This is a genomic window from Mycobacterium sp. (assembly GCF_032159775.1).
Taxonomy (GTDB): Bacteria; Actinomycetota; Actinomycetes; order Mycobacteriales; family Mycobacteriaceae; genus Mycobacterium.
The window spans coordinates 39,242-64,663 of the sequence record NZ_JAVHWK010000134.1 but is presented as its reverse complement, the minus strand read 5'-3'; the positions used below and the strand labels follow the sequence as shown (position 1 = coordinate 64,663).

General features: G+C 66.0%; 28 protein-coding genes and 1 pseudogene. 7 read left to right on the top strand and 22 right to left on the bottom strand.

Annotated features, from left to right (window positions below):
- The 16 genes and pseudogenes from QOJ24_RS17505 to QOJ24_RS17430 all read right to left on the bottom strand — a co-directional run.
- Window positions 1-308 (bottom strand): annotated as a pseudogene (locus QOJ24_RS17505) (hydrogenase expression/formation protein HypE); the annotation flags it as partial.
- Entirely contained in the window at window positions 305-994 is a 690-nt protein-coding gene (locus QOJ24_RS17500) for a D-sedoheptulose-7-phosphate isomerase (protein ID WP_526263413.1), read from the bottom strand. The pseudogene QOJ24_RS17505 and the gene QOJ24_RS17500, both read right to left, overlap by 4 nt.
- Window positions 991-1,740: a hydrogenase assembly protein HupF gene (locus tag QOJ24_RS17495; RefSeq protein WP_526263412.1), complete on the bottom strand. Its 750-nt coding sequence runs from the start codon at window positions 1,738-1,740 to the stop codon at window positions 991-993. The genes QOJ24_RS17500 and QOJ24_RS17495 overlap by 4 nt, the downstream gene beginning before the upstream one ends.
- Entirely contained in the window at window positions 1,737-2,492 is a 756-nt protein-coding gene (locus QOJ24_RS17490) for a DUF6390 family protein (RefSeq protein WP_526263410.1), read from the bottom strand. The genes QOJ24_RS17495 and QOJ24_RS17490 overlap by 4 nt, the downstream gene beginning before the upstream one ends.
- A 2-nt stretch (window positions 2,493-2,494) precedes the next feature.
- On the bottom strand, window positions 2,495-4,786 hold the full coding sequence (gene hypF, locus QOJ24_RS17485; protein ID WP_526263408.1) for a carbamoyltransferase HypF: 2,292 nt from the start codon (window positions 4,784-4,786) through the stop codon (window positions 2,495-2,497).
- On the bottom strand, window positions 4,783-5,037 hold the full coding sequence (locus QOJ24_RS17480) for a HypC/HybG/HupF family hydrogenase formation chaperone (protein WP_526263407.1): 255 nt from the start codon (window positions 5,035-5,037) through the stop codon (window positions 4,783-4,785). Before QOJ24_RS17480 ends, hypF begins: the two co-directional genes overlap by 4 nt.
- A gap of 3 nt (window positions 5,038-5,040) precedes the next feature.
- On the bottom strand, window positions 5,041-5,523 hold the full coding sequence (locus tag QOJ24_RS17475) for a hydrogenase maturation protease (protein WP_526263429.1): 483 nt from the start codon (window positions 5,521-5,523) through the stop codon (window positions 5,041-5,043).
- Window positions 5,524-5,541: 18 nt separating this feature from the next.
- A complete protein-coding gene (locus QOJ24_RS17470) occupies window positions 5,542-5,661 on the bottom strand; it encodes a DUF6893 family small protein (RefSeq protein WP_526263405.1) in 120 nt (39 codons plus the stop codon).
- Window positions 5,649-6,992: a hypothetical protein gene (locus QOJ24_RS17465; RefSeq protein ID WP_526263403.1), complete on the bottom strand. Its 1,344-nt coding sequence runs from the start codon at window positions 6,990-6,992 to the stop codon at window positions 5,649-5,651. The genes QOJ24_RS17470 and QOJ24_RS17465 overlap by 13 nt, the downstream gene beginning before the upstream one ends.
- Window positions 6,989-7,636 carry a DUF6084 family protein gene (locus QOJ24_RS17460; RefSeq protein WP_526263401.1) on the bottom strand — a complete coding sequence of 216 codons (648 nt, stop codon included), beginning with the start codon at window positions 7,634-7,636 and terminating at the stop codon, window positions 6,989-6,991. The genes QOJ24_RS17465 and QOJ24_RS17460 overlap by 4 nt, the downstream gene beginning before the upstream one ends.
- The gene (locus tag QOJ24_RS17455) at window positions 7,633-8,265 is read right to left on the bottom strand and encodes a DUF5947 family protein (protein ID WP_526263399.1); all 633 of its coding nucleotides are present in this window, start codon (window positions 8,263-8,265) and stop codon (window positions 7,633-7,635) included. The genes QOJ24_RS17460 and QOJ24_RS17455 overlap by 4 nt, the downstream gene beginning before the upstream one ends.
- Window positions 8,262-9,200: a NifU family protein gene (locus tag QOJ24_RS17450; protein ID WP_526263397.1), complete on the bottom strand. Its 939-nt coding sequence runs from the start codon at window positions 9,198-9,200 to the stop codon at window positions 8,262-8,264. Before QOJ24_RS17450 ends, QOJ24_RS17455 begins: the two co-directional genes overlap by 4 nt.
- Window positions 9,201-9,203: 3 nt before the next feature.
- A complete protein-coding gene (locus tag QOJ24_RS17445; protein ID WP_526263395.1) occupies window positions 9,204-11,000 on the bottom strand; it encodes a nickel-dependent hydrogenase large subunit in 1,797 nt (598 codons plus the stop codon).
- Between the two features lie 92 nt (window positions 11,001-11,092).
- Complete coding sequence (locus QOJ24_RS17440; protein ID WP_526263393.1) at window positions 11,093-12,148, bottom strand: NADH-quinone oxidoreductase subunit B family protein; 1,056 nt, start codon at window positions 12,146-12,148, stop codon at window positions 11,093-11,095.
- 88 nt (window positions 12,149-12,236) lie between these two features.
- On the bottom strand, window positions 12,237-13,058 hold the full coding sequence (gene hypB / locus QOJ24_RS17435; RefSeq protein WP_526263391.1) for a hydrogenase nickel incorporation protein HypB: 822 nt from the start codon (window positions 13,056-13,058) through the stop codon (window positions 12,237-12,239).
- Window positions 13,059-13,060: 2 nt separating this feature from the next.
- The gene (locus QOJ24_RS17430; protein ID WP_526263389.1) at window positions 13,061-13,390 is read right to left on the bottom strand and encodes a hydrogenase maturation nickel metallochaperone HypA/HybF; all 330 of its coding nucleotides are present in this window, start codon (window positions 13,388-13,390) and stop codon (window positions 13,061-13,063) included.
- A gap of 199 nt (window positions 13,391-13,589) precedes the next feature.
- On the opposite strand from QOJ24_RS17430, the gene recA reads away from it, so the two are divergent.
- Together recA and recX are read left to right on the top strand one after the other, a co-directional pair.
- Window positions 13,590-14,630, top strand: a complete 1,041-nt coding sequence (recA, locus tag QOJ24_RS17425; RefSeq protein WP_526263387.1) for a recombinase RecA — start codon at window positions 13,590-13,592, stop codon at window positions 14,628-14,630.
- Complete coding sequence (gene recX / locus QOJ24_RS17420) at window positions 14,596-15,129, top strand: recombination regulator RecX (protein ID WP_526263385.1); 534 nt, start codon at window positions 14,596-14,598, stop codon at window positions 15,127-15,129. Before recA ends, recX begins: the two co-directional genes overlap by 35 nt.
- On the opposite strand, the gene QOJ24_RS17415 is transcribed toward recX, so the two are convergent.
- The 5 genes from QOJ24_RS17415 to QOJ24_RS17395 all read right to left on the bottom strand — a co-directional run bounded on the left by QOJ24_RS17415 (window position 15,126) and on the right by QOJ24_RS17395 (window position 19,255).
- Window positions 15,126-15,962, bottom strand: a complete 837-nt coding sequence (locus QOJ24_RS17415; protein WP_526263383.1) for an SDR family oxidoreductase — start codon at window positions 15,960-15,962, stop codon at window positions 15,126-15,128. The genes recX and QOJ24_RS17415 overlap by 4 nt on opposite strands.
- 92 nt (window positions 15,963-16,054) lie before the next feature.
- Entirely contained in the window at window positions 16,055-16,969 is a 915-nt protein-coding gene (locus QOJ24_RS17410) for an amino acid ABC transporter permease (RefSeq protein WP_526263381.1), read from the bottom strand.
- Window positions 16,966-17,649 (bottom strand): amino acid ABC transporter permease, encoded by a 684-nt coding sequence (locus QOJ24_RS17405; protein WP_526263379.1) that lies wholly within the window; start codon window positions 17,647-17,649, stop codon window positions 16,966-16,968. Before QOJ24_RS17405 ends, QOJ24_RS17410 begins: the two co-directional genes overlap by 4 nt.
- A 24-nt stretch (window positions 17,650-17,673) precedes the next feature.
- Window positions 17,674-18,492, bottom strand: coding sequence for a glutamate ABC transporter substrate-binding protein (locus QOJ24_RS17400; RefSeq protein ID WP_526263378.1), 819 nt, complete (start codon window positions 18,490-18,492; stop codon window positions 17,674-17,676).
- A 34-nt stretch (window positions 18,493-18,526) separates the two neighbouring features.
- Window positions 18,527-19,255, bottom strand: coding sequence for an amino acid ABC transporter ATP-binding protein (locus QOJ24_RS17395; RefSeq protein ID WP_526263427.1), 729 nt, complete (start codon window positions 19,253-19,255; stop codon window positions 18,527-18,529).
- Between the two features lie 95 nt (window positions 19,256-19,350).
- On the opposite strand from QOJ24_RS17395, the gene miaB reads away from it, so the two are divergent.
- Together miaB and QOJ24_RS17385 are read left to right on the top strand one after the other, a co-directional pair.
- A complete protein-coding gene (gene miaB, locus QOJ24_RS17390) occupies window positions 19,351-20,850 on the top strand; it encodes a tRNA (N6-isopentenyl adenosine(37)-C2)-methylthiotransferase MiaB (protein WP_526263376.1) in 1,500 nt (499 codons plus the stop codon).
- Complete coding sequence (locus QOJ24_RS17385) at window positions 20,838-21,449, top strand: Rv2732c family membrane protein (RefSeq protein WP_526263374.1); 612 nt, start codon at window positions 20,838-20,840, stop codon at window positions 21,447-21,449. Before miaB ends, QOJ24_RS17385 begins: the two co-directional genes overlap by 13 nt.
- Here the strand turns inward: QOJ24_RS17385 and QOJ24_RS17380 are convergent.
- Window positions 21,446-22,780, bottom strand: a complete 1,335-nt coding sequence (locus QOJ24_RS17380) for a DUF349 domain-containing protein (RefSeq protein WP_526263372.1) — start codon at window positions 22,778-22,780, stop codon at window positions 21,446-21,448. The two genes, QOJ24_RS17385 and QOJ24_RS17380, sit on opposite strands and share 4 nt — an antisense overlap.
- A gap of 158 nt (window positions 22,781-22,938) precedes the next feature.
- On the opposite strand from QOJ24_RS17380, the gene QOJ24_RS17375 reads away from it, so the two are divergent.
- From QOJ24_RS17375 to miaA, 3 genes are read left to right on the top strand one after another with little or no spacing between them, the layout of a single operon-like run.
- Window positions 22,939-23,811, top strand: a complete 873-nt coding sequence (locus QOJ24_RS17375) for a DMT family transporter (RefSeq protein ID WP_526263370.1) — start codon at window positions 22,939-22,941, stop codon at window positions 23,809-23,811.
- 22 nt (window positions 23,812-23,833) lie between these two features.
- The gene (locus tag QOJ24_RS17370; RefSeq protein ID WP_526263368.1) at window positions 23,834-24,520 is read left to right on the top strand and encodes a class III extradiol ring-cleavage dioxygenase family protein; all 687 of its coding nucleotides are present in this window, start codon (window positions 23,834-23,836) and stop codon (window positions 24,518-24,520) included.
- Window positions 24,517-25,422: a tRNA (adenosine(37)-N6)-dimethylallyltransferase MiaA gene (gene miaA, locus QOJ24_RS17365; protein WP_526263366.1), complete on the top strand. Its 906-nt coding sequence runs from the start codon at window positions 24,517-24,519 to the stop codon at window positions 25,420-25,422. The genes QOJ24_RS17370 and miaA overlap by 4 nt, the downstream gene beginning before the upstream one ends.

Sequence of the window (25,422 nt, the reverse complement as noted above, 5' to 3'; positions counted from 1 at the left end):
GCGACGTGCCCGATCGAACCACCCGGAAACCGCCGCGGTGAAACCACGAACGAGTCGGTGGAGAATGCGAGGCGCTCACCTGACGGGGTGCGAAGCGCGGCGGCGTCGCCGAGTTGTTCGAGCTCGTCATTGCGGAAGGCCTCCACGAACACGGCGTCGACGAGCGCGGCCGAAGACTTGCCGCCGGCACCGTGTGCGAGCGTCACCACGTCCTCGAGCAGCCGCGGACGTCGCTGCCGGAACTTGTCGATCCGTTCCAGCACGCGGTCTTCGCGCTCGGCCGCCGTCATCGCGTCTGTCTGGCTCATGAATTGTGCGCTCCGTTTCGGGGACGGGACATGTGTTCCTGCGCGACCGACCACAGCCGGTAGCCGAGCACGGCGTGGCTTTCCTGGATGCGGTGGATGCTCTGGCTGTGCACCGTGAAGCAGTGGTCGAGATCCTCGGCAACCGCCATGCGGCCGCCGTCGTGGCCGGAGAATCCGATCGTCAGCAGCCCCCGGTGTTTGGCCTCGGTGATCGCTGCCATCAGGTCCTCGGAGTTGCCGGAGGTCGACAACGCAACGGCGATGTCGCGGTCGCGGGCGTGGGCGATGATCTGCCGCTTGAAGATCAGGTCGAAGCCGACGTCATTGCCGAGCGCGGTCACCACCGCCTCGTCGGCGGCCAGCGACCATGCCGCCACCGCGCGGCCTCGGGCGGGGCGGCTGAACAGCGAGGCGAGTGTCGCGGCGTCGGTGGAGCTGCCGCCGTTACCCAACGTGTAAAGCCGGCCGCCGCGCAGGAACCTGTCTGCCATCTCGATTCCCGCGGCGATCAACACAGGCTCGTACTCGTCAAGCGATTCTCGTTGCAGTCGGGCACTTTCGCTTGCCTTGCCCCTGGCGGAGGCGGCGAGGTCGTCGAGCAGACTGGTGGCGTCGGTTTCTTCTGCGTCGATGAACGGATACAGAAAGCCCGTGCTTTCCACGCCTTTCGGGCCGAGCGCTGTCATCGGTCCACCTCCTCGGCTGAATCGTCGAGGCGCGCGATCGCCGTTCCCGCGTGCACAAGCACCAGGTCGTTTTGCGCAACCTCGCCCAGCACAGTGACGTCCACGAATTCCTCGCCATGCGCGGTGCGAATGAGTGCCTGCCCATGCGCGTCAGCGGGCGCTGAAATCACTTCGCCGAGGCGTCCCTCGTCGCTGCATGTCACACAGACTTCATCGGTGCAATCCTCGACCGCGGGCTGTAACAGGCCGGCGTGTTCAAAGCAGACGTGGGTGAGTTCCCACAACAGGTGATACATCAGCACAAAGCGTCCGGTGGCGGGCACCATCGGGTCGTCGGAGTCGACCCACAGGATGTGGTTCGCGGCGCCGGCCGGCGGGCGCGGACCGGAGCCGATCCACAAGGTCAGCGCGCCCCATGCCGATGCGCGCCGCATCGCTTCGACCACGGCGGGTTCGTCGGCGGATGCCACCGCCAGCAGTAGGTCACCCGGCTGGGTCGCGACGCGTGCCTGCGCCACCGGATCGGGATCCACCAGCGCCACCGACGGCAATGCCCGTTTACCCATGATCACTGGATGCACGAACTCGACCGCGACGTGATGTGCATGCGGTTCCCATTGCGGCGAGATCACCCACAACGTGGCGCCGTCATGAAACTTGCGGGCCAGATCCAGCGCTGCGGCAGCCAAGTCCGCAGAGAGGTCGGTGTCGACGAGGCCCCCGCCCTGTTCTGTCGTGACGGTCATTGGTCCAGCCCTCCTCTGCGAGCGGCGTTCACCAGTTCAAGCGTTTTCTGCGTTGCGCCGGCGAGCGCTCCGCACTCGTCGTCGGCGAGAACGCCACACGCCCAGTCCCAGTGCGCTGAGACGACGTCCCCGCGTGTAGGTCGTCCGATGAGTGACACTCCGTCCTTGCTCCACCGGACCCGTTCGGGTCTCGGCTCGCCGAGCGCCAGGACGCCGGCGGCGAATGTCAGCGGACGTGTCTCGATCACTACGTGCTCGTCTTCGACGGATTCCACCCTGCCCCAGCGGATCCGGCAGTCCTGCAACACTTTCAGCGCAGTGGCCGCGTCTCGGTCGAGGAACCGCACCCAGGGGTAGACGACGAAGACGTGAAAGCTGTGGTGCGCCAGCACGCCATCCGGTTCGGCAAGGTCGGAGAGCAGGCCGGTGACCTGACCGTGGAATGCGCGGCGCAGCTTCTCCAGCAGGGCTGCCGGATCGACCTTGTCCAGGTGCGGGCCGCCGACCCAGTAACTACGGACGATATCCGCGTCCAGCGCTTCTGACGTGCCAGTGGCTTCTGCGATGGCCCGAAGATACGGGTACGCGCCGTCGAACTCCTTGGCGTGGGCGGCGACTTCGGCAGGGTCGTCGCCGCGCAGCAGCACATCGGCATCGGCTGGACCGCAGTAGCCGAGTTCGTTGGGCGGGAATGCATAGCGGGCGAACAACGCGTATCCCGCCGGAAGTTTCTGTTCGTGCAGCGCGGTCATCGTTATCCCGCCGTTCCGACTAGAAGCTGACCAAGCGCGATGCCGCCGTCGTTGGGCGGCACCTGGCGGTGGGTGATGACCCGAAAACCCTTGGTGCGAAGGCCGCTTAGTGCCAGCCGTAGCAGCAACGTGTTCTGGAACACTCCGCCGGACAGTGCGACCGTTTGGCTGCCTGAGTCGTCCATCGCGGCGAGGTCGACGACAAGATCGGCGACGGCACGGTGGAACTTCGCACCGATCACACCCGACGGCGTCCCGGCGCGTTGGTCGGCGATGACCGAGGCAAGCACGGGAGCGGGATCGACCACTGCCGGAAGTTGTTCGGCGTCAACGCCGAACGCGTAGCACGGGCTGCCGCTGCAGTCCGCGTTGCGCGACAGACCCTCCAGCTCGATCGCCGCCTGGGCTTCGTAGGCGACCACTTGCCGGACGCCGACGAGAGCAGACAGCGCGTCGAAAAGCCGGCCCATGCTGGATGTTGGTGTGCATCCAAGTCCAGTCTCGAGCTGATGTAGCAGGACCTTGCGCTCGTCTGGCGGGCAGGCCCGCACCGGCGGTAGATCGTCGTCCCAGGGCAGGCCGGCTGCCCACAGATGGGTCAGCGCCATTCGGTACGGACGGAGCACGCCGACGTCGCCACCTGCCAACGGCACGTACTTCAAGTGCGCAAGGCGCGCAAACCCTTTGTAGTCCGCGAGCATGACCTCGCCACCCCAGATCGCCCCGTCGGGACCATAGCCGGTTCCGTCGAATGCGAAGCCGAGCACGCGGTGGCCCCCGTCGAGCCCGTGTTCGGCCATCACCGCGGCGATGTGCGCGTGATGGTGCTGAACCGACCGGACCGGTCGGCCGCGGGCATTGCGGTGCGCCCACGCGGTGGAACGGTAGCCTGGATGTGAGTCCGCAGCAACGATTTCCGGGGTGACGCCGGTCAGCGACTCGAGCTGCTTCTCGGCGGATTCGAAGGCCGACAACGTGGCGAGGTCGTCCATATCGCCGATGTGTTGGCTCAGCCAGGCGTACTTGTGCTCGGCGACCGCAAACGTGTTCTTGAGGTCACCGCCGACGGCCAGCGTCGGCGGCACCGGCACGGGAAGCGCCACCGGCAGAGGCGCGTAGCCGCGAGATCGCCGGATGGGCAGCTCGACCCCATCAACCACACGAACGACGGAGTCGTCGCACGGCACCAGGATCGCACGGTCATGCATCAGCCAGCCGTCGGCCAGGTGCGAAAGCCGTTGACATGCATCGTCGTCGGTGTAGCAGATGGGTTCTCCGCCGAGATTCCCCGACGTCATCACCAGCGCGGACGGCCCCGGCTCGTCGCCGGGCAGCCCGAAGAGCAGTGTGTGCAGCGGCGTGTACGCCAGCATCACGCCGATATCCGGGTTGTGCGGCGCGACCGATGCGGCGATCGGCGCGCCGGCCAGGCGCGGCATCAGCACGATGGGTCGCTGCGCACCCGACAGCAAGCGCTCCGATCCCGGGTCGATCGCGGCGACGGCACGCGCTGCTGTCAGATCGGCGACCATGACAGCGAACGGCTTGTCCCCGCGGCGCTTACGGTGTCGCAGCTCGGCGACCGCGTGCTCGTCGCCTGCATCGCAGGCAAGGTGGTAGCCGCCGATGCCCTTGACGGCAACCACACCGCCGTCGCGTAAAAGCTGCCGGGCGCGCATCAGTGCCGATTCGCCGTCGGCGACGTCGCCGTCGGCGGCCCGGTAGCGCAGCGTCGGCCCACAGTTCGGACAGCAGACCGGCTGCGCGTGGAATCGCCGGTCGCCGGGATCGTGGTATTCACGCGCGCAGTCGGCGCACATGATGAACGGAGCCATCGTGGTGGCTGCGCGGTCATAGGGCAGCGACGCGATGATGGTGAACCGCGGACCGCAGTTGGTGCAGTTGACGAACGCATGTCGATAGCGCCGGTTGGCCGGGTCGCACTGTTCTGCCGCACACTGCGCACAGATGGCGACGTCGGGGGAGGCCAGGGTGCGGCCGCCGTCGGACCGTGACGTATCGGCGATCACGAAACCGGTGCCGCCGACCACAGGAATTTCCTGCGTTTCGACCGATTCGATGGCGGCCAGCGGCGGGGCGTCCCGGGTGAGCCCGGCCACAAAGTCGTCGAGATCCGTCACGTCGCCCTCGACCTCGATGATCGCACCTGAGCTGTCGTTGCGCACAGAGCCGGTCAATGCATGCGCGGCGGCGGTGGTGTAAACGAACGGCCGGAAGCCGACGCCCTGCACGACGCCTCGCACGCACACCCGCAACCGGCGCCGCCCGATCATGGCAACTCCTCGAAATCCCCGCCGCTGCCCATCATTTTTAGCCCGGCCATCGCGGCGTCGGCGCCCGCCTCGTCGGTCTTCTCGACGACGAAACCCATGTGGATGATCACCCAGTCTCCCGGTGCGAACGTCTCTTCGGGCATCATGCCGATGTTGACCTTGCGGTTCTCACCCGCAACGTCGACGAGGGCCAGCTGGCCGCCATAGCCGTCCAACATCTGCACGACCCGGCCGGGAATTCCTAGGCACATGGCTCAGCCGACCTTCGCGTCGGTGACAAGGCGCTCGACGACTTCCTCGATCGCCTTCACGGCGTCGGCGACGGTGGCGGAGACAGCAGCAGACAGTCCCATCCGCTCGTCGACATCGTCCACCTCGCAACCGATCACAACTGTGTACGGTGCGGTTCCGCCGAGAGCAGCGAGACTGGCGAACACTGCGGCCGGATCCATGGCGTGGGCGTCCAAACCGATTCCCGCCGAAAGCGTTTCATGATCTGCCTCGAAGACGTGCAGGGTGCCCGGCGCTCCGCGATCGGGCAGGGCGTCCACGAGAACCAACGCGTCGTACCCGTCGAGCAGGTCGTAGGCAAGGTGCATGCCGCGGATGCCGTAATCGACAACCCGCACACCTGGGCCTGCGACGTGTTCGGGGACATGGCGCATCACCTCGGGGCCGAAACCGTCGTCGCCGAGGAAGATGTTGCCGATACCGGCTACCAGAATCTGGGACGTGATGCCACCTCGCAAAAGGGCCTACATCCGCCGCATCTTCAAGTACCGCTGAAGATCCGGCAGGGAGCGGACGCCCATCACGACCGCACCGAGCACTACGACGCCGGCTATCACGGTGGCCGTTACACCTACTGCTTGCATGACGGATTCCTTTCATTCAACGGTTCGACCTCATCTGGTGCGAAGTACAGGTAGCGGCCGTACCACTCGTGCAGATCGGCAGCCGGATCGTCCTCGATGACGACGCCGACGTGCTGGTCGCCGTCGACGGTTTCGTGCACCGAGGTGACACGCGCGATCTTGTCCGCGAAGAACAGATCCTGCGCGTCGGCCCGGCGGGACGGATGCAGCCGCACGCGAGTACCGCGGCTCACCCGAACACCATTCACCAGCACGGCGTCGAGGTCAGGCGCCACAGCGTTGTCGGCCAACGGGTCCCACCAGTCCACGCCATCGGGAATTTCAGGTATCAGCCCCGGGTCAGCCTGCAGGGCATGCGGATTGCGGAGCACGCCGTGTAGGTTCAGCATCGCCTCAGGCGACATCGAGTCGCATCGATCGATGATCTGGGCGGCCCGCGGGTCCGTGGCGCGCGCTTGCGCCTTTTCCTCATCGGTCATCGTCATCACCCGCAAGGTGAGAATCTCGTCTATCTCGGTCGAGTCGTACAGCGCACCCTCGCTCTGCTCGGCGATCTCGGGGTGGTCGTACAGGATGATCGGCGACACCAGCATCAGCGCGTGGTCGCCGGTCGGTCCGGCCAGCACCGGAAAGCAGCGGTGGTGCCGGCATCGGGCGACGGCGTTGTCGGCCGATGCCGGCGGTTCGAGGAGCGATACGAAGTCGCCGTCGTTGATCTCGGCGACCAGGTGGGTACCGATGAGCGATACGGCAATCGCCTCGTCTTTGTCCGCGGCCGGCGTAGCGCAGTTGCGCACCGCCATCGTCAGGCGCACGTACCCGTCGTCATGTTCGGCCGCGATCGTCAGTTCTGCTCGTAACGCACGACGGCTGCGGACCAGCCGCCCGCCGTCGACCATCTCGATGTCGGTGCCGGCGTCGATCTCGATCGGAAGTGTCTGCGGCAAGCCTGATTCGATGTCGATCGGCCCGAATGGGATCTCGGATTCGACGGCTTCGTCCCAGCGCAGCCAGGATTGCGAGCCCGACGAGAGCTCGTCTGCCGGTTCGAAGCTGCCGCCGCCGATGTCCTTCTCGACGCCCCGGTGTTGCAGCTGCAGGAAGCGCACCACGATGGTCACCGTCGGATTACCCTGAGGCGCCACCAGGATCTGCGCGGACAGCGAGTCGTCCTCACCGATCCCGGCATCGGCGGCGCCTGCTGGGCCGAGCACCCCGAACTGCCAGCGCGTCTGATTCTTGGCCGAGTTGGCGCGGTAGGGATAGAGCAAGTAGCCCTCGTAGAGCACCGCATCGGCGATGGTGCGGGCGCGGTCCCAGCCGCCGGTCATCGGATCTCCTGCGCGGTGTGCCCAGCTAATAGGGAGGTGATGGCGTCGTCGTACCCGAGCAGTCCCCGGGCTGACTTGAACGCCGACAGCGCGTCAAGGGTGTCGCGGTTCAGGCGCAGCCAGCCTGCGTTCGGGTAGTGCAGTGCCATGAGGTGGCGCCACGCCGAAACCGGCAGGTCGTAGTGGTCTTCGCGATCCCACGGCACCTGCTGCACCGAGAAGCTTCGCTCACCCTTGGTGAAAACTGTTCCACTGAAGAGGAATTGCAATGGGATCGTCCCATCGCGGAGCGCATGGAAATACTTGGACGCTGTCACCTCGAAGTCATATGTGCATTCCAGGGGCAGGTCGACCTGAGTGGTGCCGGTGAAGCCCTGCACCATCGCGCTGGTGTGCAGCCAGACGAAATTGTGCTGGGTCGTGGCCCAACGTTCGCGAGGTCCGAACAAATCGAGGAGTCCGACGGCTTCCTCGTCGGTGTAACCGCGACGCAGCGGTTCGATACGCACCTGGCACCGGAGCGCGATGGCGTGCACCGGATCATCGCCGTCCGTCGCGACACCGACCCGCGCGGTCAGCACCGGCGTCACCGCGTATGGTTCCGGCGAAACCTCGAGAACTGCAAACGTCACCTCGTCGGTCACAGGTGCACCGCCTTGCCGCGGGATGCCACGTGATCGAAGAACTCGTCGACGAACTCGCGCACATGCTGGCCGCCGTCGAAGCCGTGCCAGAGCATTCGAAGTCGTCCGACGAACTCATAGCAGGCGTCGATCGGTACCAAATGGCAAACGGGCGGTTGCTGTTCGTCTTCTGGCACCCGCACGATCAGCGCCTCGGTGTCGTCAGCCAGCAAGTCGACCCGAGCGTCGGCCGCCCGAATACCATCCCAGGCAGCCAGATCCAGTTCGGACTCCGTTGCGCCCGCCGGGCCCGGATAGAACGCGACCGTGCGGTCCAGCGACGAGTTGCGGAAAAAGAACGCCAACCCCACCGGAATCTGCAGGAGTTGCCACTCGCGGCGGCCGAGCGCGAACTCCGGGAAGGACAGGTACCGGTCCGGCACCGCCCGAAAACGCAGTGAGGCGTTGGTGTCGGTGAACAGTAGATAGCAGCCGCGGCATACGCACATCAGCTGGCGACCTTCGATGTTCACGACATGCGAGTGCTCGTCGAAGATCTGCTCCGAGCACATCTCGCACCGCTCGCCTTCCGGCTGCGGAGAATCGCGGGCGGCGCGAATACGCGCCAGTACGTCGTATGCACCGGTCATGCCATGCCCGCTCCCGTCTGCTCCATCACGATGGCGAGTGAGAGCACACCGTCACGGATCAGCAGCGGTATCGGGTCGAGATGCGCAGGCGTGTCGATGTTTTCGTCGACACTGGCGCCCCCGTGCACAACGTCGAAATGTGCACGGCACTGCGGACAGCGCAACACTGCGTCGCCTACTGCCGACCCCATCCGGCGGTGCAACGCGGCGCCGGCTAGCGACTCACCGCAGTTACCGCAGCGGTCCCGGTAGGTGAACACCTCGTCGCCGACCCGGCACGCCAGCACCGTGGTGTCCGCCACCCGGAACCCGCCGACTTCACCGGCCGCGAGGTCGGCGAGTTCAGGAACGGGATGCCAGCTGACCGCGCCACGGTCATCCTGGTGGATGCGGCGCAGAAGCGACTCCGCCGGAATCACCTTGGCACTCGGTGCCGCTTCGGGTGTCACCACCTCGATCGTGACGATCTCTGGAGCCGCCGCCCGCACCGCATCCTCGACCGTCAGCTCCAGGGTGACCGCCGACGAGGGGCAGCTCTTGCAACTGCCGGCGAACTCCAGGCGGACGACATCGTCGACGACCCCGAGCAGCTTGACGTCACCGCCGTGCGATCCCATATATGGCCTGACGCTGTCGAGGGCGTCTTCGATGCGCCGTTCTACGTCGTGTGGATGCAACCCGTGCACCAGCAACAAGCTGGCCACCAGGTCGTCGGCGACGAACGAATTCATCAAGGCCGGGTCAGCGGCGACCGCGATACGCAACATGCGTTCCAGACCGGCGCCGTATAGGTCGGTTACCTCACCGACCAGTCGTTCGGCGCGCTCGCGCGCGACGGTTCCGCCGACGGCGCTGGCGTCGAGCAACGTCTGTATCCGATCGCCCGCCGTGCGCCACTGCGCGTCATTTCCAGGTTCCTCCGGGCGAGCGGCCATAGGCTATTCCCCGGTCACGGACTGGGTCGGGGAGTGCAACCGCTCCAAGGTTTTTCCCTTACCCAGGTACATGTGCACTCCGCATGGCAGACATGGGTCGAAACTGCGCACGGTACGCATGATGTCGATGCCCTTGAAGTGCTCTCGGTCGTTTTCCTCGAAGATCGGCTGACCTTGCACCGCATCCTCGTACGGCCCAGGTGTGCCATAGCTGTCGCGTGGATTAGCGTTCCACGGAGTCGGCGGATACGGATGGTAGTTCGCAATCTTGCCGTCGCGGATGACCATGTGGTGACTGAGCACCCCGCGCACCGCCTCGGTGAACCCGCAGCCGATGCCCTCGTCGGGGACCGTGAACTTCTCCCATGTCTTGGTTCGGCCCGCGCGGATCTCGACAAGCGCCTTCTCGGCGAAATGCAGCGCGCACGCCGCGGCGTAGGCCTGGAAGTACGTGCGGGCGCGGTTGCGCTCGATCGTGTTGCTGCCGTACTGCGGCACCTTCCACTCCAACGAGACCGGGCCCTTGAGCGCGGTCTTCGGCAGATTGATCTGCACGCTGTTGCCGGTGGCCTTGACATAGCCGATGTCGACAAGGCCGGCCAGCGCCGTTGACCAGAGACGGGCAAGGGGGCCGCCACCGGTGTCCAGCGCCAAGTGGTCCTTGCCGTCGAACCACCGCGGCGACATGACCCAGCTGTAGTTCGAATCGAAGTCCCGCTTCTGCGGACGCGGGTTGGTGTGCTGGTTCCACGGGTGCCTGCGGTCCACCGGATTGCCGAGCGGATCGTTCTTGACGAACATCTCCTGGTCGGTCCAGTCGTCGTAATAGCTGTGCCCCAACAGGATCCGGATCCCCAGGTTGATGTCCACCAGGGAATGGGTGTGCAGCTTGCCGTCGATCACCACGCCGGGCGTGACGAACATGGCGTTGCCCCACTTCTCCATGTCCTTGTACTCGAAGTTGCAGACCTCGGGGTCCTGGAAGGAGCCCCAACAGCCGAGCAGCGTGCGGCGCAGGCCGACCTGGTCATAGCCGGGCAGCGCCTCGTAGAAGAAGTCGAACAGATCGTCGTGCATCGGCACGACCGCCTTCATGAACTCCACATAGCGCATCAGCCGGGTCATGTAGTCGGTCATCAGCTGGATGGTGGCCGTGGTGCCGACGCCCCCCGGATACAGGGTGGAGGGGTGCACGTGGCGACCCTCCATCAAACAGAACATTTCCCGCGTCCAGCGGCTGACCTGCAGCGCCTCCCGGTAGAACTCACCGGTGAACGGGTTGAGCGCCCGCATGATGTCGGCGATGGTGCGGTATCCGTGCGCCTCCGCGTTGGGCGACGCAGTGTTCTCCGCCTTGGCCAGGACACTGGGATTGGTTTCAGCGACCATCTTCTCGCAGTAGTCCACACCCACCAGGTTTTCCTGGAAGATGTTGTGGTCGAACATGTATTCCGCGGCCTCGCCGAGATTGACGATCCACTCGCCGAGGTGTGGCGGCTTCACGCCGTACGCCATGTTCTGCGCATAGCAGGAGCAGGTGGCGTGGTTGTCGCCGCAGATACCGCAGATGCGGCTGGTGATGAAGTGGGCGTCGCGTGGATCCTTGCCCTTCATGAAGATCGAGTAGCCGCGGAAGATCGACGACGTGCTGTGACACTCAACGACTTCGCGGTTCTCGAAGTCGATCTTGGTGTAGATACCGAGGCTGCCGACGATGCGGGTGATGGGATCCCACGCCATCTCGACGAGCTGGCCGGGGTCGCGCTTGACGTGTGACGGCTCGGGGATGGTCGTTGTCATCGCAAATTCTCTCTCTATCTAGGGTCGACTACGACACAGGGCATTTCGCCAACCGGGCCACCGCCCGCCGTGTGCGCCGAAGGAACCCGCACCTACCAGGTGCGAGTCGCTCCGGTTTCGAGTTTCTTACCCGGGTGGCGCCACTTGGGCTCTTTGTCGAGCGTGCGCCCGGTGATTGCACGCAAGGGACGGATCAACGATCCATACAGTCCCGACGCGGTCGACGACAGCGTGCCGCCCGGCGGCTCGTCCATGAAGGGCATGAACTTGTCCGGGAAGCCGGGCATCGTGCAGCCGATGCAGATACCACCGACGTTCGGACACCCGCCGATGCCGTTGATCCATCCGCGTTTGGGCACGTTGCACTTCACAACCGGTCCCCAACAGCCAAGCTTCACAATGCATTTCGGCGAACCATATTCGGTCGCGAAATCGCCCTGCTCGTAGTAGCCGGCCCGGTCACACCCTTCGTGCACGGTCTGACCGAACAACCACTTGGGCCGCAGCGCGTCGTCAAGTGGGATCATCGGTGCCTGCCCGGTGGCCATGTACAGGAGATACGTGAGCGTCTCAGCCATGTTGTCCGGATGGGCCGGGCAGCCGGGCACGCACACGATCGGGATGCCTGCCTTGCTCTTCCAATCCCATCCCAGATAGTCGGGCACACCCATTGCGCCGGTTGGATTTCCAGCCATCGCGTGGATACCGCCGTACGTCGCGCAGGTTCCGACCGCGACGATCGCGGTGGCCTTGGGCGCCAGCCGGTCGAGCCACTCGCTGGTGGTCATCGGCTGTCCGGTAGCGGGGTCGTTGCCGAACCCGCACCAGTAACCCTCGTCGTGCAGCTGCTCGTTCGGGATGGAGCCCTCGACGACCAACACGAACGGTTCGAGTTCCCCCCGGTCTGCCTTGAAGAACCATTCGAGGAAGTCGTCCGCACCCCCATTTGGTCCGCACTCGAAATCGATCAGAGGCCAGTGCACGGCGATCTTTGGTAGCCCGGGAAGAGCGCCGAGCGCGATCTCCTCGATGCTGGGTTGCGTGGCGGCAGTCAGCGCCACAGAATCTCCGTCACAACTCAGGCCCGCGTTGATCCACAGAACATGAATCAAGGTTTCTTCCGCTTTGACTGCTGCCTCAGTTGGCATATGTCACAGCTTTCCCGGGACCCGGGCTGGGGATCCCAATCGTCACACCGGACGTTTGGCGCCCGCTTTCTGAGCGCTGGTTCTCGGTTTACTCCGGACGGTTTGTCTTGTCAACGGAAACTTGTGACGTGTCGGCGTTTGCCGATGGGTCCGCCTGCGAAGCGATCCACTCGTACCATGCCTGCACACCCTCACCGGTGGTGGCGGACAACGGCAATATTTTGACGCCAGGGTTGACCGAGCGCGCGTAGCCGGAGCACTTCTCCAAATCGAAGTCCACATAGGGCATCAGATCGATCTTGTTGATGATGACGAGTCCGGCGGCGGCAAACATGTGCGGGTATTTGAGCGGCTTGTCCGCACCTTCGGTCACCGAGATGACCACCACTTTGCTGTGCTCGCCGAGATCGAACAGCGCGGGGCAGACCAGGTTGCCGACGTTCTCGATGAACAGGAGCGACCCGGATTCCGGTCCGAGTGCGTGCAGTGCGCGGTGCACCATGTCGGCGTCGAGGTGGCAGCCCGCTCCGGTGTTGACCTGAACGGCGCGCGCGCCCGCGGCGCGGATTCGCTCGGCGTCGAGCAACGTCTCCTGATCGCCTTCGATGACAGCGACGGACCGGTCGGCCGTCAACTCACGGATCGTGCGCTCCAGAAGCGTTGTCTTGCCGGCGCCCGGTGAGCTGGTGACGTTGAGCGCGAGGATCCCGCGCCCGGCAAGCCACTGCCGGTTCCGCTCGGCGAGCAGATCATTCTTCTCGAGGACCTTCTGCTCCAGCGAAATGGTCTCGGTGTGGGTGTGATCGTGATCGTGGGTGTGATCGTGATCGTGATCGCCATGGTGTTCGTGCTCGTGGCCTGCAACGGTGATGACGGCGCCGTCGCCGCCGCAGCCGCATGTCGCGCACATGGTCAGCTCACTTCCATCGAGAGGATTCGCAGGTCGCGGCCGGCCAGCACTTCGACGTCGGCACTCCCGCACGGGCACAACAGGATCAGGTCATGTAACTCGAACGTCTGTTCACAGGTGCGGCAGCGGGCCGCGCCGGGTTGCATATCGAGATCGAGTAGGGCGCCGTCGGCCACCGTGCCCTGGGTGGCCAGTTCGAAGCAGAACAGCATGGAGTCGGGGACCACCGCGCACAGCTCACCGACCTCGAGCTTCACGCTGTGCACGCGGCGACCCGCGGCATGCTCACACACCGCGTCGACAACACTCTGCGTGATCGCCATTTCGTGCATGTATGTCCGCTCTGTCGAGCCCGTGGCCCCACGATAGGCCGATTCTCCGTCGGCTCGTCAGCGATCGGCGTGTCAGCTTGAATCGAACAGGTGTTCGTCTACTGTGGGCGGCAGCGGAAACGACGACTTGTCGGCACCTACCTCTAACGTCACGGCCAACCCGATCGAAAACGATCACCACCAGGACGGAGACCAACCCATGTCACAGGCCCCTGATCGCGAGAAAGCCCTCGAGCTGGCCCTCGCGCAAATCGAGAAGAGCCACGGTAAAGGCTCGGTGATGCGGCTCGGTGACGAGATCCGCCAGCCGATTTCCGTCATCCCCACCGGGTCCATCGCCCTGGACGTGGCGCTGGGAATCGGCGGGCTCCCGCGCGGACGTGTTGTCGAGATCTATGGTCCGGAATCCTCGGGTAAGACCACCGTCGCATTGCACGCGGTGGCCAACGCACAGGCGGCCGGAGGAATTGCGGCGTTCATCGACGCCGAGCACGCGCTGGATCCGGACTATGCCAAGAAGCTGGGCGTGGACACCGACTCGCTGCTGGTGTCCCAGCCCGATACTGGTGAACAGGCGCTGGAGATCGCCGACATGCTGATCCGCTCCGGCGCCCTGGACATTCTGGTCATCGACTCGGTGGCCGCGTTGGTGCCGCGCGCGGAGATCGAGGGCGAGATGGGCGACAGCCACGTCGGCCTTCAGGCCCGGCTGATGAGCCAGGCTCTACGCAAGATCACTGGCGCGCTGAGCAATTCGGGTACCACTGCCATCTTCATCAATCAGCTCAGGGAGAAGATCGGCGTGATGTTCGGTTCGCCCGAAACGACAACGGGCGGAAAGGCGTTGAAGTTCTACGCCTCGGTTCGTCTGGATGTCAGGCGAATCGAGACCCTGAAGGACGGCACCGACGCGGTGGGTAACCGTACCCGCTGCAAGGTCGTCAAGAACAAGATGGCGCCGCCGTTCAAGCAGGCCGAGTTCGACATTCTCTACGGCAAGGGCATCAGCAAGGAAGGCTCGCTCATCGACATGGGTGTCGAGCAGGGCTTCATCCGCAAGTCCGGCTCCTGGTTCACCTACGAGGGCGAGCAGTTGGGTCAGGGCAAGGAGAACGCCCGGACCTTCCTGATGGAGAACGCCGACATGGCCAACGAGATCGAGAAGAAGATCAAGGAAAAGCTCGGCATTGGCGCCGTGGTGACCGATGACGAAGTCCTGCCAGCCCCCGTTGACTTCTAAGTCAGCTGAACTCTCCCGCGAGGAGCAGGCGCGGGCGCTGTGCCTGCGCCTGCTCACCGTGAGGGCACGCACCCGTGCCGAGTTGGCCGGCCAGTTGGCCAAGCGCGGCTATCCCGACGATGTCAGCATCCAGGTGCTCGACCGATTGGCAGGTGTTGGGCTGATCGACGACACCGACTTCGCCGAGCAGTGGGTGCGGTCGCGTCGGATGAACGCCGGAAAAGGTAAGCGCGCCTTGGCCGCCGAGCTCCGCACCAAGGGCGTCGACAACGAGGTGATCACCGCCGCACTTGCCGACATCGACGCGGGCGCCGAACGTGAGCGCGCCGAGCAACTGGTGCGCGACAAACTGCGCCGCGAACGACTCGACGGTGACGATGACCAGAAGGTGATGCGCAGGCTGGTTGGCATGCTGGCGCGCCGCGGCTACCACCAGTCGATGGCGCTGGATGTGGTCACGGTAGAACTCGCCAACGAGCGGGAGCGCAGGGCCGTCTAGCTCTCGACGTAATCGGTCGACAGGCTGATCGATCGCCACTGATCCTGGTCGCGTGCCATGCGTGCGAGCTTGGCGGCGACATCGTCAACGGCGTTGGCGCCAAGCTGGATTCGCTCAGGTAGCTCGTCGTAGGCGGCGAGGTCGACGATGACCTTGGCGGCCTTGACGGGGTCGCCGGCCTGGCCGTAGTTCGTATCGGTCGCCCAGCTGCGGGCTGCACCCGCCGTAGCCGAGTAATCGTCGACCCGAGTTTGCACCTCAGAAAGGCTGCTGCCGTCGAGGAAATTCGTACGGAATGGTCCCGGCTCGATGGCCACCGACTTGATACCTAGCGGGGCCAACTCGTGAGTCATCGCCTCCGACAGCGCCTCCACCGCGAACTTGGTGGCGGCATAGACACCCCAACCGGGCCAGGCGACGAACCCGCCCACCGACGAGAGGTTCACCACCAGGCCCGATCGGACGGCACGCATATGCGGCAGGACCGCTCTGGTGACCGCCAACAGGCCGAACACGTTGACGTCGAAGAGCGCGCGAGCCTCAGCGTCGGAGGTCTCTTCCACCGCGCCCACCAAGCCGCGGCCCGCGTTGTTGACCAGCACATCAATGCGGCTGAACCTGTCGATCGCTGCGTCAACGGCGGCATTGATCTGCTCGGGCACGCTGACGTCGAGGCCGACGGCGAGCAACCGGTCGCTGCCGTCGGGGATGGCGTCCGATACGGCGTGTGGGCTGCGAGCCGTCGCGATGACGCTGTCACCGCGGGACAGCGCTTCCCTTGTGATCTCGAGTCCGAAGCCGCGGGACGCGCCAGTGACGAACCACACTGTCATTTCGAAATCCTTTCCCCGATATTCCACACAACGCTGTTCGTAGGGCGGTCGGATCTAGAAATCCGGTCCCGCCGGTACTGCGCGCAGCACATTCAGTAGGTGTGCGACTGGTCACCCAGCGCGGCGAGTTTCACCTTCGAGCCCGGCGCGCCTTCCTGCTCGATCGCCTGGGGATCCAATGGTGTCGGCGCCCGCCGCGACCGCCGCATTCGCCGTTCCAGCCAGACGGCGAACCACGACAGCGCGAAGTTCACCGCGATCATCAGCGCCGCGACCACGATCAGGGCGGGGATGTAATTGCTGTACGCCGCACCGATGTTGGTGCCCTGCCTGACCGTTTCCAGGAACGTGATCTGGTAGCCGATCGCGGTGTCCTTGAGCACCACCACCATCTGCGAGATGAGCACCGGCAGCATCGACGTGACGGCCTGGGGCAGCAGGATGGTCCGCATGGTCTGACCCCAGGTCAGGCCGAGCGCGAACGAAGCCTCCGACTGTCCGCGGGGTAGCGCATTGACACCGGCCCGCACGATCTCGGCGATGACGGCACCGTTGTAGAACGTGAGCCCGGCGATCACGCCGGCAAGCGCGAGTTGCTTACCGGGGAAGAAGTCATACAGCGCGAACAACCCGAACGCGAACAGCATCATCACCAGCACCGGTACAGCGCGGAAGAACTCGACGAAGACGGCGCACGGCCAGTGGATCAAGCCGTGCGAGGACATCCGCCCGATGCCAAGCACGAAGCCGAGCAGCAGCGCCAGCACGATCGACACCGCGGCTGCGAGAAGGGTGCCCTGCACGCCGGGCAGGATGTAGGTCTTCCAGAGGTTGGCCGTCAGGAACGGTTCCCACTTCGCGGCGGTGAGCTGGCCCTTGGCGTTCAGCTTCGAGTACACCACCCAGGCCACCAACAGCAGCACCACCAGGGTGATGCCGGAGATCACCCAGTTGCGGGTGCGCGCCCTGGGTCCCGGCGCGTCGAAGAGAACCGACGACCCGGTCATCTCGCCACCGCCAATCGCTTACCCAGCCACCCGAATAACAGGCCGAGGGGGAGCGTGAGCACGACGAAGCCCAAGGCGAAAATGGCGCCGATGGTCAGCAGTGCCGCGGTGTTCTCGATCATCTCCTTCATCAACAGCGCCGCCTCGGCGACACCGATCGCCGACGTGATCGTGGTGTTCTTCGTCAACGCGATCAGCACTGAGCCGAGCGGAATGAGGACCGCGCGAAAAGCCTGTGGCAGCAGAATCATTCGCAGGTTCTGACCGAATGACAGGCCGAGCGAGCGGGCCGCCTCGGCCTGCCCGAGCGGGATCGTGTTAACCCCCGAGCGCACGGTTTCGCAGACGAATGACGCCGTGTAGACGGTCAACCCCAGCACCGCCAGCCGGAAGTTGCTGTCCTCGATGGACGTGGGGGAGTTCGAATCCACGAACGTGATACCGAGCGTCTGGGACAAGCCGAACGAGCAGAACAAGATGATCAACGTCAGCGGCGTGTTGCGTACCACGTTGACGTAGGTCGTGCCCAGCCAGTTGAGGACCGGCACCGGTGCCAGCCGCATCGCGGCCAGCGCCGTGCCGAGCACCAGCGCGCCGACCGCCGAGAAGATCGTCAGCTGGACCGTCGTCCAGAACGCCTCGAGGATCTGGCCGACGGGGTATCCGGGAAGGACCTCCACGTGTGTCTTGTCAGCTGCTCGGGGTCAGCAGGCGGCGGGCGTCGGCGGCGCCGGTGCGGCCAGACCGGCGGGACCCAGGTTCTTGTCCCATGCGGCCTTCCAAGCGCCGTCGGACTCCATCTTCTTGAGCGCGTCGGTGACCTTGGTGCACAACTCGGTGTCGTCCTTCTTCAGGCCGATTCCGTAGTTCTCCTCAGAGAACGGCTTGCCGACGATCTTGAACACGCCCGGGCTCTGCGCCGCGTATCCGGCGAGGATCACCTCGTCGGTGGACACCGCATCGACAGCCCCGTTCTTCAGCGCCTCGACGCACGCCGAATAGGTGTCGTACTGCTGCAGCTGAACGCCGGCGTACTTGTCCTTGATGCGTTGCGCAGGTGTCGAACCCGACACCGAGCAGAGCTTCTTGTTGTTGGCCAGCGACTCGGCGCCGGTGATGTCCGTGTTGTCGGCCTTCACCAGCAGGCTCTGCCCGGTGACCAGATACGGTCCCGCGAAGCTGACCTTCTCCTTGCGGGCGTCGGTGATCGAGTACGTGGCGGCGATGAACTTCACCTGGTCGTTCTGGATCAGCGTCTCGCGCTGACCGGAAGGCGATTCCTTCCACTCGATCTTGTCGGCGGGGTAGCCGAGTTCCTTGGCGACGTAGGTGGCCACGTCGACGTCGAAGCCGCTCATCTTGCCGTCAGGATTCTTCAGGCCGAGACCGGGCTGGTCGAACTTCGTGCCGATGACGATGCTGTTCTCGTCACCGCCGCCACCGCCACCGCAGGCCGTGACCGCGAACGGCAGGGCGATCGCCAGCGCGACCGCACCTGCTACGCGCAATGAGAAGGACGACATGTTGGTGTTCCTTTCGCCGGGGCGTTAGTGCTCTTCAGTGCTTGAGAATCTTGCCGAGGAAGTCTTTGGCGCGGTCGGACCGGGGGTTTTCGAAGAACTCCTTGGGCTCTGCGGCCTCGACGACGGCGCCGTCGGACATGAACACCACCCGGTTGGCGGCGCCGCGCGCAAAGCCCATCTCGTGGGTCACCACGAGCATCGTCATCCCCTCCTTGGCCAGCGAGGTCATCACGTTGAGCACCTCGCTGATCATTTCCGGGTCGAGCGCGCTGGTGGGCTCGTCGAAGAGCATCACCTTCGGGTTCATCGCCAGCGATCGCGCGATCGCAACGCGTTGCTGCTGGCCGCCGGATAGCTGGGCGGGATACTTGTCGGCCTGGTTGGCGATGCCGACCCGCTCGAGCAGCTCCATCGCCCGCTTGCGTGCGTCCTCCTTGGAGACTCTGCGGACCTTCCTGGGCGCCAGCATGACGTTGTCCAGAATTGTCTTGTGCGCGAACAGGTTGAAGGACTGGAAAACCATGCCGACGTCGGAACGCAGCTGTGCCAGCTTGCGGCCCTCATCGGGCAGCACCTCGCCGTCGATCTCGATCGTGCCCGATTCGATGGTCTCGAGCCGATTGATGGTGCGGCACAACGTCGATTTGCCCGAACCCGACGGCCCGAGCACCACGATCACCTCGCCGCGGTCGACGTCGAGGTTGATGTCTTTCAGCACATGAAGGTCGCCGAAGTGTTTGTTGACGCCCTTGATCGAGACCATCGGCGTACCCATGGGTGCTGACCTTACCCAGGGAACGCGCAGCTTGTCTTCAACTCGTGAATCCGCCCAATTAACTCCATATTGCCGCCCGTAACATGGGCCTGGTGACATCGACGGCAACCCAGGCGGCGCGCACCTACCAGGTGCGTACCTACGGCTGTCAGATGAACGTCCACGACTCCGAACGGCTGGCGGGCCTGCTGGAGGCGGCGGGCTACCGGCGCGCGGCCAAGGGCGCCGACGCCGACGTGGTGGTGTTCAATACCTGCGCAGTGCGGGAGAACGCGGACAATAAGCTCTACGGAAACCTCAGCCACCTGGTGCCGCGCAAGCAGGCCGACCCGAACATGCAGATCGCCGTCGGTGGGTGCCTGGCCCAGAAGGATCGCGACGCGGTGCTGCGTCAGGCCCCGTGGGTGGACGTGGTCTTCGGCACCCACAACATCGGCTCGCTGCCTGCGTTGCTTGACCGGGCACGGCACAACAACACGGCACAGGTCGAGATCCTGGAAGCCCTCAAGGAGTTCCCGTCCAGTCTGCCTGTCGCGCGGGAATCCGCCTACGCCGGTTGGGTTTCCATCTCCGTTGGCTGCAACAACACCTGCACGTTCTGCATCGTGCCCGCGTTACGCGGCAAGGAGGTCGACCGCAGGCCCGGTGATGTGCTTGCCGAGGTCCAGGCACTGGCGGACCAAGGCGTTCTCGAGGTGACGCTTCTCGGTCAGAACGTCAACGCGTACGGCGTTTCGTTCGCCGACCCCGATCAGCCGCGCGACCGCGGGGCGTTCGCGCAGCTGCTGCGCGCGTGCGGGCGGATCGACGGGCTGGAACGGGTGCGGTTCACCTCGCCGCACCCGGCCGAGTTCACCGACGACGTCATCGAGGCGATGGCAGAGACGCCGAATGTCTGCCCCGCCCTTCACATGCCGATGCAATCGGGTTCGGATCGGGTGCTGCGGGCCATGCGCCGTTCGTACCGCTCCGACCGCTACCTGTCGATTCTGCAGAAGGTGCGTACCGCGATCCCGCACGCCGCCATCACCACCGACCTGATCGTGGGGTTTCCCGGGGAGACCGAGCAGGACTTCCAGGACACGCTCGATGTGGTTGCCGCCGCCCGGTTCAGCGGGGCGTTCACCTTCCAGTATTCGAAGCGGCCGGGTACACCCGCGGCCGAGTTTGATGATCAGCTGCCCAAAGCCGTTGTGCAGGAACGTTATCAGCGTCTCATCGACTTGCAGGAGCGGATCTCCCTGGAAGAGAACGCTGCGCAGATCGGCCAATCCGTTGAGCTGCTGGTGGCACTGGGGGAGGGCCGAAAGGACATCCGCACCGCCAGAATGTCCGGCCGGGCACGCGACGGCAGGCTCGTGCACTTCACACCGATGGGAGCCGACATCCGGCCGGGCGACATCGTGACCACCACCGTCACCGACGCCGCGCCGCACCACCTGATCGCCGACGGGGCACTGCTGGCGCATCGACGTACCCGCGCGGGCGACGCGCATGAGGGGGCCCGTCCGGGTGTCGGCCTTGGCATGCCCGCCATCGGCGCGCCCGTGAGCGAACCGACCGCGTCCGGATGTGTCCGGTGAGCTCGGGTAAGGGTCAGGACGGGAACTTCGAGGACTTCAAGGGCGACATCGAGGCGGCCGAACGCCGCGTTGCGCGGGAAATCGATCCAGGCGCAAGGGCGTTGGTCATCGCTATCGCCGTCTTCGTTCTGCTGGTGACGTTCATCCTCCCGCACACCGGTGGCGCACGGGGCTGGGACGTGCTGGCGGGCAACGACGCCGCCGTCGGCGAGGGAGTGTCGCTGCCGTCGCGGGTGTTCATCTGGCTGGCGCTGGTGTTCAGCGTCGGCTTCTCGATGCTGGCCCTGCTGACGCGGCGGTGGGCGTTGGCGTGGATCGCGCTGGCCGGATCCACCGTGGCGTCCTTCTCGGGTCTGCTGGCGGTGTGGTCACGTCAGACCGCCCTCCCACCGCACCCGGGACCCGGCATCGGGCTGATCGTCGCCTGGATCACCGTCATCGTGCTGACCTACAACTGGGCGAGGGCGGTGTGGGCGCGCACCGCGCTGCAGCTCGCCGCGGAAGAGGAGCGCAGAAGGGCCGTCGCCAAGCGTCAGACCAAGGGGTTGCTGGACAGTCTCAACGACGACACCGAGGGCGACGGCCAGGCGAAGAACTAGCTCCTCTTGCCGAGCGCCTCGGCCGCGGCCTCGGCCCACTGCCTCCACTGCGCGGCGCTGGCCCGCGCCTGATCGGCATCCTTTGTCCGGCCTGCCGCCGCGGCCTTCTCCGCCTGTCGCTCGAATTGTTCTGCGCGCTCGCGGAATTGGTCGGCGCGCGCCTGAGCTTCCGGATCGACGCGGTGGGACGGCGCGTCCCTGACCTTCTTCTCGACCGCACGCAGCCGCCGCTCCAGGTCGGCGCCGCGCTCGCGGGGCACCTTGCCGATCTTGTCCCACTTGTCGCCGATGGTGCGCATGGCAGCACGTGCGGCGTCGAGGTCGGATGTGTCGAGGCGTTCCGCCTCCGCCAGCAGCGCCTCTTTGGCGTCCGCGTTGGCGCGAAACTCGGCGTCACGTTCGGCGGAAATGGCGTTGCGGGCCGAGAAGAAAGTGTCCTGCGCGGCCTTGAACCGCGCCCACAGCGCGTCGTCCACGTCCTTGCTGGCCCGGCCCGCCGCCTTCCATTCCGCCAGCAGATCGCGGAAGGCGGCAGCGGTCGGGCCCCAGTCGGTTGAGCCGGCCAGTTCCTCGGCCCGCTCGCACAACGACTCCTTGGCTTGGCGTGCGCCGGCCCGCTCGCGGTCGAGGTCGGCGAAATGGGATCCGCGACGACGGTTGAAGGCCTCTCGCGCCGCGGAGTAACGCTTCCAGAGCGCATCATCGGTCTTGCGGTCGAGCCCGCTGATCGTGCGCCACTCGTCCAGAATCTCGCGCAGCCGGTCACCGGCGGACTTCCACTGGGTCGAATTGAGCGCTACGTCCTCTGCCTCGGCGGCCAGCGCCTCCTTGCGCGCGGTCTGGGCGGCCCGGTGTTCGTCGCGCTTGGCCTTGTCGGCGGCGGCTGCCGCGTCCGCATGCTCGATGATCGTCGTCAGCCTCGCCGCAAGCGCGTCGACATCGCCGAGCACCGAAGCGGTTGGGAGGCCTTCGGCCAGAGCCGCTGCGGCCGCCTTGATCTTTCGGGCGTCGCCGGTACCCGACGTCAGGCGGCTCTCCATCAGCGCGACCTCGGTGTCGAGGTCGTCGAATCGCCGCCCGAAATGGGCGTAGGCGGCCTCGGTGTCGCCCGCCTGCCAGGATCCGATGACCCGTTCGCCGGCGCTGCTGATCAGCCACACCGTCCCGTCCGGATCGACGCGGCCGTGTCGATGTGGGTCGCTGGACAGCGCAGCGGGCGCGACGTGGTGGTGTGCGGACGGCGCCGGGCCGGGCCGGGGGCCTGGGCGCGGCGGTCCGGGACGGGGAGCAGGTTTAGGGGTGGTCGTGCTGCCTGGCTCGCTGGTCGTCATCTTCGGTTCCTCGTACCCTCCGCGCGGACATCTCCGCGCACCTGCCGCGCGACGCGGCGCCATCTGCTTCGCCCGCTATTCAAACAGGTCGACCGGCGCCCGTACGCCGATGCCACCATTTGCCTAGGCTCTTCACCGACGACGACGGGAGGTCGTAGATGGACAAGGCGGACATCTCCGCCCTGCTCGCGCTCGGCGCCGCCTTGTTCATCGCGATCGGCGACGTCATGCACCAACGCTCCGCCCATGAGGTCACCGACGACCCGGTCAGTCACCTCGAACTGTTCACCAGGCTGCTCCGCGACGGCCGGTGGTGGCTGGGCAGCCTGGTCGCGGCCGTCGGATTCGCGCTGCAGGCGGCGGCCCTGGGCTTCGGCTCCGTGCTGCTGGTGCAGGCGATTATGGTGACATCGCTACTGTTCGCGCTGCCGATCAATGCCCGGCTCGGCCACCGGCGGGTGACCCGGTGGGAATGGCTGTGGGCGGTACTGCTCGCCGCCGCGGTGGTGGTGATCGTGACCGTGGGCAACCCGACGGCGGGGCACTCACACGCGTCCTGGAAGACGTGGGCGGCGGTGGTGGTCGTCCTCGGCCCCGCGTTGGTGGTCTGCGTGCTGGCTGCGGGCTTCGTCAAGGGGCCCGCCAGTGCAGTCCTCCTTGGATTCGTATCGGGCGCGCTGTGGGGTGTCTTCGCGGTGCTGACCAAGGGTGTGGTGGACCGGCTGGACGACGGGTTGTGGGCGTTGCTGCGAAACCCCGAGCTGTACGCGTGGGCGCTGGTCGCCATCGCAGGCACGGCGTACCAGCAGGCGTCGTTCCGCGCCGGTTCGTTGACGGCGTCCTTGCCGACCATGACGGTCTCCGAGCCCTTCGTGGGCTCGGTGCTCGGCGTCGTCGTGCTCGGCGAGGCGCTGCGCCCGGGCGATGCGGGGTGGTTCACCCTCATCGTCGCGGTGGCGGCGATGGTGGTCGCGACGGCTGCGCTTGCGCGCGGCGAGGCGGCAACGGTGTCTGCCAGTCAGACCGCCTGAGCCCGCCCGTTAGTTTGGTGGCGTGCTGAGCGCCATCGCGATCGTCCCGTCGGCGCCCGTCATGGTTCCCGAGCTTGCGGCCTCGGCCGCCACCGAGCTGGCCAATCTGCGCGAGGCCGTCGTCACGGCAGCCGCGGCACTGCCGCAGCGATGGATCGCGGTCGGCGTCGGTCCCGCCGAAGCGGTCGTCGGCCCGGATCAGTCCGGCACGTTCGCGGGCTACGGCGTCGACCTGCGCGTGGCGCTGTCCGACGACCCGGTCGACGCTCCCGGCGAACTGCCGCTGTGCGCGCTGGTGACGGGATGGGTGCGGGGCCGGGTCAACCCGCAGGCGCGCGCCGAGGTGCGGGTGTACTCCGACAATTACGGCCCCGAAGCGGCGATCGACGCTGGCAGGCGGCTGCGCGCCGAGATCGACGACGCGGAGGATCCCGTCGGCGTGCTGATCGTCGCCGACGGCGTCCACACCCTGACACCGCCCGCGCCGGGGGGCTACGACCCGGACTCTGTTCCGGTGCAGGCCGCGCTCGACGACGCGTTGGCTTGCGGCGACACCGCAGCGCTGGACCGACTGCCACGTTCGGTCGTGGGTCGGGTGGCCTACCAGGTACTGGCCGGGCTGGCGGGACGGCCCCCGCGGTCGGCGAAGGTGCTCTACCGCGAGGCGCCTTATGGCGTCGGTTATTTCGCGGGCGTCTGGTATCCATGAGGCCGCTGGCCATCATCGGCCCGACCGGGACCGGAAAGTCGGCCCTTGCCTTGGCGCTGGCCGAGCGGCTCGGCGGAGAGATCGTGAATGCCGACGCCATGCAGCTCTACCGGGGCATGGACATCGGGACCGCGAAGCTTCCCGTCGCAGAACGCCGCGGAATTCCCCATCACCAGCTCGACGTGCTGGACGTCGCCGAGACGGCGACCGTCGCGCGGTACCAGCGCGACGCCGCCGCGGATGTGGAGCGGATAACCGCAACAGGGGCCGTGCCGATCATCGTCGGGGGCTCGATGATGTACATCCAGTCGCTGCTCGACGAATGGGAGTTCCCCGCCACCGAGCCGGTGGTCCGTGCCAAGTGGGAGCAGCGGCTGGCCCAGATCGGCGCCGCCGCGCTGCACGAGGAGCTGGTCCACCTCGACTCGGCGGCGGCCTCGTCGATCCTGGCCACCGACGGCAGGCGCATCGTGCGGGCACTGGAGGTCATCGAGCTCACCGGAAGGCCGTTCGCGGCATCGGCGCCGCCCATCGGTGTGCCCCGCTGGGATACCGCCATCGTCGGGTTGGATTGGCAGACAGCCGTTCTCGACGAACGTCTGCAGAGGCGCACCGACAAGATGTTCACCGACGGTCTCGTCGACGAGGTGCGTTCGCTGCTGGGCCGGGGACTGCGTGACGGCGTGACCGCTTCGCGCGCACTGGGGTACGCCCAAGTGATCGAGGACCTCGACGGCGGCGGTGAGGGCACGGCGGCACGCGAACCGACATTCATCGGAACCCGCCGCTACGTGCGTCGGCAACGGTCCTGGTTCCGCCGCGACCACCGGATCACCTGGCTTGACGGTGCGGCCCCCGACAATGTCGACGACACGCTGCGCGTATGGCGGCACGTATCCTGA